Genomic DNA, 12,865 nt, shown 5'->3' with positions numbered 1-12,865 from the left:
AAAATTTTCCGAATATTCAATTTTAAATGTCTTGAATTTTACTAAAATCATGATTAAAAGAAAATATATAAATTAATTAGGGGGCAGGTATATGAGAAGAATGATAAAGACGAAGGTACTATTGGTCTTTTTGGCCATGGTACTAATACTATCGGGATGCAACTTTAGTAATTCAGAAAAAACAGAAGATAAAAAGACCAATCAAGTATTGAATGTTTCGGTTGCAGCGGATATCCCTACGCTCGACTCTACAAAAGCACATGATGGTATAGCGTTTACAGTATTGAATAATGTTAATGAAGGATTATATCGCCAAGATGAAAATCATATGCCGATTAAAGCATTAGCTACAGAACATAAAGAAAGCGAAGACAAAATTGTACACACATTTACATTGCGTGATTCAAAGTGGAGTAACGGAGATTCTGTCACAGCACAAGATTTCGAATTTGCTTGGAAGCGTGTAATGAGGGATGCCTCTCCTTATAATTATATGTTCGTAACTGCTGGTATAAAAAATGCCGAAGCAATTATGAATGAAGAAAAAGATGCAGATGAACTTGGGGTTAAAGCGATAGACGAAAAAACACTTGAAGTAACATTAGAAAGTGCAAATCCATTGTTCCAAATGTTACTGACATTTCCAACATTTTTGCCCCAAAACCAAAAGTATGTGGAAGAAAAAGGAGATCAATATGCTCTTGAAGCTGGAGATATTTTGTTCAACGGTCCTTTTAAACTAATTGAATGGACACATGAGCAAGGCTGGAAGTATGAAAAAAATGATGAGTATTGGGATGCAGATTCAGTTAAATTGGATAAGATCAATGTATACGTAGTAAAAGATCCATCAACTGGAGTGAACTTGTATGAAACGAATAAAGTAGATCGTGTCACGCTAACTTCTGCTTTAGTCGATGAATATAAAGATGATGAGAATTTTGCAAACTTGTTAGAACCAGAAATTATCTTTTTACGTTTCAATCATAATCATCCAGTATTAGGAAACAAGGATATTCGTAGAGCTATTAATATGGCAATTGATAAAAAAAGCTTGGTTGAAGTTATATTAAAAGACGGTTCTACAGCAGTAAATGGAGTGGTTCCAGCGGGCTTCTTTAAATCACCAGACGGAAAAGATTTCCGTGAACTAAATGGTGATATTAATACCGGGACAATTGAAGAGGCTAAAAAGTTATGGGAGAAAGGTTTAAAAGAAACTGGTCAAACTGAAGTAACGGTTTCTATTAATATTGCGGATTCAGATGATCATAAAAAAGTTGCTGAATACATTCAAGCGCAGCTTGAAGACAATTTACCTGGTCTTAAATTAGAAATAAAAGCCGTTCCTTTTGCTCAACGACTTACTATTGAAAAAGCAATAGAATACGATATATCTCTTTCTTCTTGGGGGCCTGATTATAGTGATCCGATGACCTACCTTGATATGTGGCTTAAGGGTGGTTCGGCTAACCGTATGGATTACTACAATCCGAAGTTAGATGCATTAGTTGCAGAAGCGAGAAATGAGACGGATCTTTCAAAACGATATGGAATGCTATTAGAACTAGAAAAAATCCTATTAGTTGAGGATGCAGCGATTGCTCCACTTTACCAAGAAGGTACTGCAATATTGATGAGAAATAAAATCAAAAAGCTACTAGTACATCCAACAGGAGCATCGTTTTCTTATAAATGGACTTCTATTGAAGAGTAATTAAAAGGTCATAAAGCTATAAGTACGAGGGTATAGCTGTGTTTTGGCATCCTCGTACTTTTTCATTTAGAAGTTTAGGAAACTTAGAGAAATGAGGCGTTCGAATGAAGCGATACCTATTACGGCGAACCGGTTATATGTTATTAACGCTTTTTGTAATTGTCACAATTACTTTCTTTCTCATGCAACTTCTACCTGGTACCCCTTTTACTAACCCTGAAAAATTAACAGAGCATCAACTTGAAATATTAGATGCAAAATATGGGCTCGATAAACCAGTAGGAATTCAATACATACGTTACCTTGGGAATTTGATTCAAGGGGATCTGGGTTATTCCTTCCAACATGAAGGTAGAACTGTTTCAAGTATGATTAGCGATCGCATTGGTCCTTCTGCTTTTATCGGTCTGCAAGCACTAGTGTTTGGGACTATTATTGGTTTATTACTTGGTATTGTATCAGCATTAAAACACAATTCAATTTTAGACTACGGCTCAGTTACCATTGCTGTTTTGGGAATGTCTATACCATCCTTCGTTTTTGCAGCTCTGCTCCAGTATTATATAGGTGTAAAGTTAGAATGGCTACCTGTAGCTTTGTGGGAGGGATATTCCAGTACAATACTACCTTCGTTTGCCTTGTCCGTAACAGTTACAGCAACTGTTGCCAGGTTTATTCGAAGCGAAATGTTGGAAGTCCTCGGACAAGATTATGTAGTTACCGCGAGAGCAAAAGGGATAATGGAACAGCGAGTTATTGTAAAGCATGTTATTAGAAACGCGCTTATTCCAGTTGTTACGATGTTAGGGCCGCTTGCCGTATCCATTATGACAGGGACGTTAGTGATTGAAAAGATTTTTGCTGTACCAGGTCTCGGTGAACAATTTACACTTTCTATTCTAGTTTTAGACTATAGCGTCATTATGGGTGTTACCATTTTTTACAGTGCATTATTCATTTTTGTAGTGTTCATAGTTGATATTATTTATGGGTTATTAGATCCCCGCATTAACTATAAGGGGGAATCGGTATGAAAGAGGGAGGAAAAATAGTTCAGATTCAACAGGATTTCAATTTGAAAAATGATCCTATCCCAAATGAGATTACAGCTGATCTTTTTGTGAAAGCCCCACTCGATCAAAAGAAGAGTGAGGAAATTGGTACACCTTCTGTTTCATTCTGGAGAGAAGCATTTCGGAGATTAGTTAAAAATAAAGGTGCAATGATATCTCTCATTCTACTTATTTTATTAATCATTTTGGCAATCATAGGTCCAAGTTTTAATGACTTTACTTATCGAAGCCAAAATATTGAACACTCCAATTTACCACCAAAAGTGCAGGCCTTAGAGTGGTTAGGTCTCGATGGAAAGGATTCAAAAGGAATAGATCAATATGCAAAAAGAGAAATCCAAACGAATTACTGGTTTGGAACTGATGAATTTGGTCGTGATATATGGACGAGAGCATGGAAAGGTACTCAAATATCTCTTTTTATTGCTTTGGTCGCTGCTTTTCTTGATTTAATCATCGGTGTACTTTACGGTGGGATTTCCTCATTTTATGGTGGACGTATCGATAACATCATGCAACGGGTTATTGAAGTACTTATGGGGATACCGAATTTAATCATCATTATTCTCTTTATCCTCATTATGGAACCTGGTGTGAGGTCGATTATTTTAGCTATGATTATTACCGGGTGGGTCGGTATGGCTCGAGTTGTAAGAGGACAAGTACTGCAATTGAAAGGGCAAGAGTTTGTGTTAGCCTCAAGGACGCTTGGAGCATCTAACCCACGGCTTATTTGGAAACACTTGCTACCAAATGTTATGGGCCCGATTATTGTCACGGTTATGTTTACAATTCCTACCGCTATTTTTTTTGAAGCGTTTCTAAGTTTTATTGGGCTTGGTTTACAAGCACCACTTGCTTCACTAGGTGTATTAATCGAGGATGGTTATAAGTCAATGCGTTATTTCTCTTATAAGCTAATTTTTCCCGCGCTTATCATTAGTACGATTATGATTTGTTTTAACTTACTAGCAGACGGATTGCGAGATGCACTAGATCCTAAGATGAAAAAATAGGGAGGGTTAAAGGTGAATAGAAAAATCTTAACGGTTGATAACTTGCATATATCATTCAAGACCCAAACAGGGAGCATTAAAGCAGTTAGGGGAGTTACCTTTGAGTTAAACAAAGGAGAGACACTCGCAATCGTTGGTGAATCTGGATCGGGTAAATCTGTCACAGCAAAATCAATTATGCGCTTATTACCAAAACATAATACTGAAATTACGGAAGGTAAGATTGTTTATGGAGAAAAGGGGTTACTAGATCTTTCAATTAAAGACATGTCGAATATTCGGGGGGCTGAAATATCGATGGTTTTCCAAGACCCGATGACATCCCTAAACCCAACGATGAAAGTTGGAAAACAAATCATGGAAGGTCTACAAAAACATCAAAAGTTAACGAAAGCGCAAGCACGAGAACGGGCACTTCAAATGTTGAAGTTGGTTGGAATACCTAATGCAGAAGTAAGATTAGTTGATTACCCACACCAATTTTCAGGGGGAATGCGACAACGTGTTGTTATTGCGATGGCACTTGCTTGTAATCCAAAGATTTTAATCGCAGATGAACCTACGACTGCACTGGATGTTACTATTCAAGCGCAGATTTTAGATTTGATGAAAAATTTGCAGCAAAAAATGGATACCTCCATTATTCTTATAACCCATGACTTAGGAGTAGTTGCAAATATGGCAGATCGTGTAGCGGTTATGTACGCGGGGAAAATTGTGGAGCAAGGGACACTTGATGAAATTTTTTATAATCCACAGCATCCGTATACCTTGGGACTACTGCGTTCAATGCCTAATCTAAATGAGGACAAATCCTTACCGTTGATACCAATTTTAGGATCCCCACCCGACTTAGTTACACTGGGAGAAGGCTGTTCATTTGCTGCACGATGCCCTCAAACAATGAAGGTATGTCATTCCTTTACGCCAAAGGATTTGGTCGTATGTGATACACATACCGTTGCGTGTTGGTTACAAGATACACGAACACCTAAGCAATACCTTTCTGCAATGGTTGAAGCTAAGAAACCACTCCAAAAAAGAGAACCCTCAAGTTAAGAAATTTAACCGGGGTTCCTTTTAATAATATTAAAAGAGATTAAGTTCAATGTGAGAAATACTAGATTCAAGCTCTTTTTTTTGCGGTTTCTTCTTTCAAATAACTATTCAATTTCTCTACATCTATACTAAAAACACGATCTTCTGTAATGGATGGAATAAACTTTCTCATTTCATGCCATTTTTCCGAAAGTGCCGGTGACATGAGTTCTACTCCGCGATATTCTACACCTTGCATTGCACAAAGTGCTTCGATTGCAACAACTCTGCGTACATTTTGAATGATTTGAGAAGCATGCCTTGCTCCAATTGTCCCCATGCTTACATGATCTTCTTGATTTGCAGAAGAAGGAATCGAATCGACAGAAGCAGGATGCGCAAGTGTTTTATTTTCAGATACTAAACTTGCTGCTGCGTATTGTAAAATCATTGCGCCTGATTGGAGTCCAGGTTGTGGACTTAAAAAAGGTGGCAGGCCTTCGTTTAACTGTGGATTGACTAAGCGTTCGATACGTCTTTCAGATACGCTTGCAAGCTCCGCAACACCAATTTTCAAAAAGTCCATTGCAAAAGCAATCGGTTGACCATGGAAGTTTCCACCTGAAATAACGACTTCTCCATCTTCTACGATTAATGGATTATCTGTTGCCGCATTCATTTCAATTTCTAATTTCTCTTTTACATAGGCAAGCACTTGCCAGCTAGCACCGTGAATTTGTGGTATACAACGTAGAGAGTATGCATCTTGCACACGCTTCTCTCCTTGTTTCGTCACAAGTTTACTTCCCTCGAGCCAATCTAGTACACGCCCAGCGACAGCCACTTGTTCTGGATAGCCGCGTGCTTCGTGAATAGCGGGATGGAAAGCATCTCTGATTCCGTGTAATGCTTCCATTGTCATGGAGGCAATCCATTCACTTTGATAGCTAAGTGTTTCTGATTCTAACCAGTTTACAACGCCTTGAGCAGTCATCGCTTGTGTGCCATTAATAAGTGCAAGTCCTTCTTTTGCTTCTAGAACAATTGGTGTTAATTTATGCTTTTCCCATATTTCATTAGCAGGAATATGTTTTTCGCCATTCCAGACAAGACCTTCTCCAATTAGTACTAATGCTAGATGGGAGAGAGGAGCTAAATCGCCTGATGCTCCAAGTGATCCTTGTTGTGGAATAACAGGATGAATATGATTGTTGACCATGAATGTAAGTCGTTCAAGCACTTCTAAACGGATTCCTGAAAATCCTTTTAATAATGCATTAAGTCGAAGAACGACCATTGCGCGTGAAACGATTTCTTCAAATGGTTGGCCGATGCCGCATGCATGTGAGCGAATAAGATGAAGTTGAAGTGCGTGTACATCTGCTTCTTCAATACTTACATCGCTAAATTTTCCGAAGCCAGTATTAATACCGTATACTGTGCGATTTTCTTTTACGATTTTTTCTACTGCTTTGCGACTTTTTATAACGGCTTCTATTGCTTGGTTATCTAGTGTGATTTCTTCATTTCTATATAAGATGGCACGCATGTTTTCTAGCGTAAGTCCATGTCCTTTTAAACTAATCATTGCTATTACTCCCTTTACGTTGTCGGATTAATTGAATACCTGTAAGCCATTGCAAAAATGTATATACCCCTATTTTTACTGTTGCCTGTGCGAGTGTATCTCTTGTAGGGTCTAAGCAAACGAAGTCAATATGTTTTGCTTTTTCTGCCTGCCCAATTTCGAGTAATGCGTCAAACAGTTCGTATGCGGTCATTCCACCAGGTGTGGATGCAGGAACACCTGGCGCAACGGATATATCTAACACATCCATATCGACAGTGACATAAATGTGATCAACTGATTCATTTAAAGCTTCCATTACTTCACGAATCGTCTGGATAATTCCTTGTTTGCGTGCTGCTCGTAACGTAATCATATGGATGCCATGCGCGTTTGCGTACTGTACAAGTTCTGGTGCATTAAAAAAGCCATGTAACCCAATATTGTAAATATGTTTTCCTTCTACAATGCCGCCCTCAATTAATTGGCGAATTGGTGTCCCATTTGCTGGTCCAAGTTCTGCAGGATCTCGAACATCTAAATGAGTGTCTAGCTGAATAATACCAATTTTTTCATTTGGAAAAGCTTTTTGAACTCCTCGAATGGAGCAGGCGGTAACAGAATGATCTCCACCGATTAAGCAAATATGCTTGTTTGAGTAAGTTGTTGATATATGTTCAGCGGCAGCTTCGATTCGTCGATGTGATTCGATAATATCGGTTGTGTGCATCGGAACATCGCCTAAATCGGTCACTTGAAGGGTAGACAAATCGATATTTTCATCGAGATTATACACACTAAAGCCTTTCCAGCCGCGTCTAAATGCGTCTGGATATTGAGACGCACCGGACACGCTTATCGATGAACGTGAAATAGGAGCTGTAAACAAGACAACATCCGGGTTTTCTGGAGATGTATTTTGTTCGATCCATTGATGAACGCCGGTGCCTTGTTCTTTTTTCCATTGCCATTCAGGTTGAACAAGCTTCATATTAACCGACCACCTTTACTCCTTTTTTCCAAACAGACTGTACATGATTCACACCAAATAAATACTGTAATTCTTGATAGTTTTGAACGCTCCAAAGAACGATATCTGCCTGCTTTCCAACTTCGAGAGAACCGACTTTATCTTCCATTTGAATAGCACATGCTGCGTTATAAGTTGCTGCGCACAAGCTTTCAGCAGGTGTTAAACGCATAGAAATACATGCTAAGTTCATCACAAGAGGCATAGAAGTTGTAGGGGAAGAACCTGGGTTGCAATCTGTAGAAATCGCAACGGGTACTCCTGCATCAATCATTACTCTTCCTCTTGCTGCTGTTTCTCTTAAATAAAGTGCAGTGGCTGGCAATAAACAAGCGATAACACCTTGTTCCGCCATTGCTTGAATACCTTCATCTGAAGCTTTTAATAAATGCTCTGCAGAAACAGCCCCAACCTTTGCAGCAAGCTCTGCCCCTTGATAAGGTTCAATTTCATCCGCATGTATTTTAGGAACAAGCCCATGCAATTTGCCAGCTTCTAAAATGCGCTCGGACTGTTCAGGAGTGAAAACACCTACCTCACAAAACACATCATTAAACTTTGCGAGATTTTCTTTTGCAACAACTGGTAGCATTTCATTAATAATGAGATCTACATATTCCTCTTCTCGTCCTTTATACTCAGTTGGAACAGCGTGAGCACCCATAAACGTTGGGACGATATCCATTGGATGTTCGGCTTGCAATCGTTTCATCACACGTAATTGCTTTAGCTCTGTTTCTAAATCAAGACCGTAGCCGCTTTTTCCTTCGACAGTTGTCACGCCGTGTGCTAAAAATGAATCTAATCTTTTAGTCGTTTGGCGAACTAGTTCATCTTCCGTTGCAGTGCGTGTCATTCGAGTTGTTGCGTGAATTCCGCCACCAGCATTCATGATGTCCATGTATGTTGCGCCCTCTAAGCGCATTTCAAACTCTCGCTCGCGGCTTCCACCAAATGCTACATGAGTGTGGGGGTCAACAAGACCTGGTGTTACGAGATGACCTGTTGCATCAACGATTTCTGCTTCATCGGAACGAGCTGTATATGTTTCTTCAAGCTCTTTAGTAGTACCAACTGCTTGAATGATGCCGTCCTCGAGCCATACACTTCCGTCTTCAATGATAGCTAAATGACTCATCGCTTCTTTTATGCGAGGGCCAGCTAATTCATGTTGCAATGTGACGAGCTGCGCTGCATGCTTAATCCAAATAGGTTTTGTCATTACTTCTTAACCCTCCTGTTCCATCATCGGAATGTGAACACCTTTTTCTCGCGCTGTTTTTTCTGCAAGCTCATATCCAGCGTCGAAGTGACGTACAATGCCCATTCCAGGATCTGAAGTTAATACTCGCTCAAGTCGAGCTTCTGCTTCTTTTGTGCCGTCTGCGACAATGACCATTCCTGCATGGATGGAGTAGCCCATTCCAACGCCACCACCGTGATGAACAGAAACCCATGTTGCTCCGCCAACAGCGTTGATCATTGCGTTTAAAATTGGCCAGTCGGCAACTGCATCAGAGCCATCTTTCATCGCTTCTGTTTCACGATTTGGGGAAGCTACTGAACCTGAATCGAGATGGTCTCGCCCAATAACAATTGGTGCTTTTAATTCACCAGAAGCGACCATATCATTAATGATTTTTCCAAAGCGAGCACGCTCACCGTAACCTAACCAACAAATACGAGAAGGAAGCCCTTGGAATTCGATTTTTTCACGCGCCATTTTAATCCAGTTACATAAATGAGTGTTATAGCTAAATTCACGTAAAATTACTTCGTCTGTTTTATAAATATCCTCAGGATCACCTGATAATGCTACCCAACGGAAAGGTCCTTTTCCTTCGCAAAACTGTGGACGAATGTATGCAGGAACAAATCCAGGGAAATCGAATGCACGCTCAAATCCTTCATCTTTTGCAACTTGGCGAATATTATTCCCATAATCGAATGTCACTGCACCTTTATCCATCATGTCTACCATTGCACGCACATGTTTATCCATCGATGCTTTTGATAAAGTTACGTATTTCTCAGGATTTTCTGTTCGTAATTTCAATGCGTCTACTAAGCTCATTTGTGATGGTACATAGCCATTTAACGGATCATGAGCAGATGTCTGGTCAGTTAATACGTCAGGAATAAAACCACGTGCAATCATTTCAGGTAAAATATCCGATGCATTCCCTACTAGCCCAATTGAAAGAGCTTTACCTTCTTGTTTTGCTTCTTCTGCTAAGCGAATGGCTTCGTCCAATGTATGCGTTTTCACATCTGTGTAGCGTGTTTCGATGCGGCGGTCGATACGTGTTTCATCCACATCAATACCAATACAAACTCCACCATTCATTGTTACAGCAAGTGGTTGAGCAGCACCCATTCCTCCTAATCCAGCAGTAAGTGTAATCGTATTTTTTAAAGAGCCATTGAAATGCTGTTTTGCTAACTCGGCAAATGTTTCGTATGTTCCTTGTACAATTCCTTGAGAGCCAATATAAATCCAACTACCAGCCGTCATTTGTCCGTACATCATAAGCCCTTTTTTATCGAGTTCATGAAAATGATCCCATGTGGCGAAGGCAGGTACTAGGTTTGAATTTGCAATAAGTACGCGAGGTGCATCTGCGTGAGATTTGAATACGGCAACAGGTTTTCCAGATTGCACGAGTAATGTTTCGTCGTTTTCAAGTTCTTTTAACGAGCGAACGATTGCATCGAATGCTTCCCAATTACGTGCAGCTTTCCCAATTCCACCGTACACAACAAGCTCATCTGGATGCTCTGCCACTTCTGCATCTAAGTTGTTCATCAGCATTCGAAGTGCAGCTTCCTGAAGCCACCCTTTTGTATTTAACTCTGTTCCACGATATCGAATAATTTTTTCATTTGCTTTTCCCACTGTAGACCCCTCCTTCAATTTATAACTCTATTCTATCGAAACTTTCTAAAAATTTAAGCGTTTTTGAGAAAAAAGTAAAAATTTCTCATCTGCTAATTAGATGCTTTATTAGCGTAGTAGAGTAATGAATTTCAGAAAATTGTAACTTTTGTTGTGTAGAGTCGTCTGCTTATTTAAAAGGGGAGATGGAGTATGAAGAAGGTGTTTTGTTATTTATTGCTTGGAAGTTTGTTTGTTTTATTGGCTGCTTGCAGTAGTGATTCTGAAAAGGCTATGGAGCAGAAATCGGAAGACTCTGAGCAACTTTCGAATGAAATGGCAATGGAGAGGGAAGAAGCTCCTGTAGAGGAATCTGTTGTTTCAGATGGGGTCACTACTACTGAGCGCATGATTATTCATCAAGCAACGATAAGAGCAAATGTAAAAGAGCTTTCAAAAGCACAAAGTAATATCGAACAAAAAGTGAAAAAGTATGGTGGTTATATAGTCGAGTCAAATACGTTTCAAGAAGATGAGCAAACGAAGAGCGGACAGATGACTGTTCGAATACCTGAGAAGCATTTTGAGGCATTTCTATCAGATGCAGAGGAAGGAGTCTCTAAAATATTGGAACGCAATGTGACAGGGCAAGACGTTACGGAGCAATATGTAGATTTGTCATCGCGTTTGAAATCGAAACGTGCGGTTGAGGAAAGATTGCTTGAATTTATGAAAAATGCAGAGAAAACAGAGGATTTACTGAAAATTTCTGCCGACTTGGCAAAGGTACAAGAAGAAATTGAAGTGATGGTTGGGCAGATAAAATACCTTGAAAATCAGACGTCTTTTTCGACGGTTGAACTGTTTATGATTGAAAGCCGGGTAATTGTTCCGAAGCTAGACAATGAAGAATTGAACACTTGGGAGAAAACGAAAAAGCAATTCGTGACAAGTACAAACAGACTGTTAGCCACAGGGTCAGCAATTATTGTGTTTTTCCTTGGGAATTTACCAGTGCTTCTTATTTTAGCTGGTGTTGGGTATGTTGTGTATTGGGTTGTTAAAAGAAGAATGTCCGAGCAAAAAAAATAATATATAATCTCAAATCTATTGAATTAACCAAGGTAATCTATGCATATATTAAGAACTAGGGAGTGTGAAATTCAGAATATCTAGGAGGAAATTATGTATATTTTATTCATTCTATTCTTTTGCGTTAGTTCTCTTATTTTTGGGCCTATCTTTTATTTTGTACCGACTGAAAAACAAAAGAGATATAACCTATTTTTCCTTGTCGTAATGATTTTATCGTTCTTAATTATTTTTGGAATAAGTCCTTTTATGCAAATAGAAGAAATACTTCTTGTAATGTTTTTATCTATACTTGTCGCTTTGGTTTCGATCTCAGGATATATATTTTCAAAACCTGAAAATGAAACTAGTAACAGTGCATTATAGTTTACACCACTATCGCTATGATAGTGGTGTTTTTTTGCGAATTAAAGGATTTTATTGAAATAGATAAAATTAGGAGATAGAAGGTAAGGAGTTTAGCTGGCTAGCTCAATAAAAGGAGGAAAAGTTTGAGGATTAAATTTATATTTTTAATAATTATTTCGTCACTGCTAATTGTCGGTTGTTCGAATAACAATGAAGACAATGAGGTTTATGAAGAGATAAGAGCAACTGTGTGGAATTTCAGCGATGAGCAAGGATGGAGTTATTCTAAAGAAGACTGGGAAAGTGCATCAATAAGGAAAACGATTGCTGATGATAGCTATAAAACTCTAGATATAAATTATATAGGGAAAGAAATATTAATTGTTTCTTTAGAAGATAGAGTAGCTTCACCATTAATATTCGTCGACACTGACACTAATGAAGTAATTGGACATATGCCAGGTGAATGAATATCTTTTTCTTTTAATCGGGCTGTTGATCCAAGGAGGATTAATGCAAAACGACTGATAATCGGTTATTTTCGGTAAAGTTGAACCTGAATAAAGTGTGGATTTAATGGAAACTTATGTTACGACCACTATAAAGATTGTGAAAGAATGCACTTAAACTAACGAAGCAGTTTAGTTGAATAAGCATGTATATATATGGATGCTCTATGTAGGAATAGTTCAAGTACAGATAAGTGTTTTGAAACCATCAGAAAATTCAATCGTATATTAATTTTTGATTTTTGGAGGGAGATGTGAAGATGGGAGATATAATTATAGGTTTTATTATAATTATTCCATTATATGGGGTGTTAATCTGGAGTTATTTCAATCCAAAAGAAAGTTTATTTTGGGGAAAACGGTGGATGTACCAAGAAGAACCTGAAATTTCTGATGGTGCAATTCGTTATATAAAAGTTGCATCCTTAATCAGTGTTATAGGAATGACGTTTGTTATTATTATTTTAATACTTACACAAGATTAGCAGGCGATTCCTCAATAAGAACATAACTTTGTTTTTATTCAACTAACGCCGCAGTTTACTTGGAAAAGGAATCTCGTTAGAATGGGTTCAAAAAAAATCTATAAAAGAGGTAAAG

Annotated in this window: 11 protein-coding genes; 7 read left to right on the top strand and 4 right to left on the bottom strand. The window is 38.5% G+C overall.

Translation table 11 applies throughout. The features are described from left to right. The first annotated feature begins 91 nt into the window (after positions 1-91). The 4 genes from RUH95_RS16335 to RUH95_RS16320 all read left to right on the top strand — a co-directional run bounded on the left by RUH95_RS16335 (position 92) and on the right by RUH95_RS16320 (position 4,865). The gene (locus RUH95_RS16335; protein WP_313893964.1) at positions 92-1,717 is read left to right on the top strand and encodes a peptide ABC transporter substrate-binding protein; all 1,626 of its coding nucleotides are present in this window, start codon (positions 92-94) and stop codon (positions 1,715-1,717) included. 104 nt (positions 1,718-1,821) lie between these two features. Next, on the top strand, positions 1,822-2,751 hold the full coding sequence (gene opp3b, locus RUH95_RS16330; RefSeq protein WP_313893963.1) for an oligopeptide ABC transporter permease: 930 nt from the start codon (positions 1,822-1,824) through the stop codon (positions 2,749-2,751). Further along, the gene (gene opp3C, locus RUH95_RS16325) at positions 2,748-3,806 is read left to right on the top strand and encodes an oligopeptide ABC transporter permease (RefSeq protein WP_313893962.1); all 1,059 of its coding nucleotides are present in this window, start codon (positions 2,748-2,750) and stop codon (positions 3,804-3,806) included. Before opp3b ends, opp3C begins: the two co-directional genes overlap by 4 nt. Positions 3,807-3,818: 12 nt before the next feature. Beyond that, the gene (locus RUH95_RS16320) at positions 3,819-4,865 is read left to right on the top strand and encodes an ABC transporter ATP-binding protein (RefSeq protein WP_313893961.1); all 1,047 of its coding nucleotides are present in this window, start codon (positions 3,819-3,821) and stop codon (positions 4,863-4,865) included. A 67-nt stretch (positions 4,866-4,932) separates the two neighbouring features. On the opposite strand, the gene hutH is transcribed toward RUH95_RS16320, so the two are convergent. Genes hutH through hutU form a run of 4 tightly spaced genes read right to left on the bottom strand, consistent with a single transcriptional unit; the run spans position 4,933 to position 10,337 of the window. After that, positions 4,933-6,432, bottom strand: coding sequence for a histidine ammonia-lyase (gene hutH / locus RUH95_RS16315; RefSeq protein ID WP_313893960.1), 1,500 nt, complete (start codon positions 6,430-6,432; stop codon positions 4,933-4,935). Beyond that, on the bottom strand, positions 6,425-7,402 hold the full coding sequence (locus RUH95_RS16310; protein ID WP_313893959.1) for an agmatinase family protein: 978 nt from the start codon (positions 7,400-7,402) through the stop codon (positions 6,425-6,427). Before RUH95_RS16310 ends, hutH begins: the two co-directional genes overlap by 8 nt. Position 7,403: 1 nt before the next feature. After that, positions 7,404-8,663: an imidazolonepropionase gene (gene hutI / locus RUH95_RS16305; protein ID WP_313893958.1), complete on the bottom strand. Its 1,260-nt coding sequence runs from the start codon at positions 8,661-8,663 to the stop codon at positions 7,404-7,406. Between the two features lie 6 nt (positions 8,664-8,669). Continuing rightward, positions 8,670-10,337, bottom strand: coding sequence for a urocanate hydratase (gene hutU, locus RUH95_RS16300; protein ID WP_313893957.1), 1,668 nt, complete (start codon positions 10,335-10,337; stop codon positions 8,670-8,672). 192 nt (positions 10,338-10,529) lie between these two features. Here hutU and RUH95_RS16295 point away from each other — a divergent pair, with 192 nt between their 5' ends. The 3 genes from RUH95_RS16295 to RUH95_RS16285 all read left to right on the top strand — a co-directional run bounded on the left by RUH95_RS16295 (position 10,530) and on the right by RUH95_RS16285 (position 12,750). Further along, the gene (locus RUH95_RS16295) at positions 10,530-11,408 is read left to right on the top strand and encodes a DUF4349 domain-containing protein (RefSeq protein ID WP_313893956.1); all 879 of its coding nucleotides are present in this window, start codon (positions 10,530-10,532) and stop codon (positions 11,406-11,408) included. A 491-nt stretch (positions 11,409-11,899) separates the two neighbouring features. After that, positions 11,900-12,226, top strand: coding sequence for a hypothetical protein (locus tag RUH95_RS16290; protein WP_313893955.1), 327 nt, complete (start codon positions 11,900-11,902; stop codon positions 12,224-12,226). A gap of 299 nt (positions 12,227-12,525) precedes the next feature. After that, on the top strand, positions 12,526-12,750 hold the full coding sequence (locus RUH95_RS16285; protein ID WP_313893954.1) for a hypothetical protein: 225 nt from the start codon (positions 12,526-12,528) through the stop codon (positions 12,748-12,750). The last annotated feature ends 115 nt before the right edge of the window (positions 12,751-12,865 follow it).

The organism is Psychrobacillus sp. (genome assembly GCF_032154225.1).
Taxonomy (GTDB): domain Bacteria; phylum Bacillota; class Bacilli; order Bacillales_A; family Planococcaceae; genus Psychrobacillus.
This window is presented reverse-complemented; position numbering and strand designations above follow the sequence as displayed.

Excerpts from the sequence above, each read along its gene's own strand:
- RUH95_RS16335 (WP_313893964.1), top strand. The coding sequence starts at position 92 with ATGAGAAGAATGATAAAGACGAAGGTACTATTGGTCTTTTTGGCCATG.
- opp3b (WP_313893963.1), top strand. The coding sequence starts at position 1,822 with ATGAAGCGATACCTATTACGGCGAACCGGTTATATGTTATTAACGCTT.
- opp3C (WP_313893962.1), top strand. The coding sequence starts at position 2,748 with ATGAAAGAGGGAGGAAAAATAGTTCAGATTCAACAGGATTTCAATTTG.
- hutH (WP_313893960.1), bottom strand. The coding sequence starts at position 6,432 with ATGATTAGTTTAAAAGGACATGGACTTACGCTAGAAAACATGCGTGCC.
- RUH95_RS16310 (WP_313893959.1), bottom strand. The coding sequence starts at position 7,402 with ATGAAGCTTGTTCAACCTGAATGGCAATGGAAAAAAGAACAAGGCACC.
- hutI (WP_313893958.1), bottom strand. The coding sequence starts at position 8,663 with ATGACAAAACCTATTTGGATTAAGCATGCAGCGCAGCTCGTCACATTG.
- RUH95_RS16295 (WP_313893956.1), top strand. The coding sequence starts at position 10,530 with ATGAAGAAGGTGTTTTGTTATTTATTGCTTGGAAGTTTGTTTGTTTTA.
- RUH95_RS16285 (WP_313893954.1), top strand. The coding sequence starts at position 12,526 with ATGGGAGATATAATTATAGGTTTTATTATAATTATTCCATTATATGGG.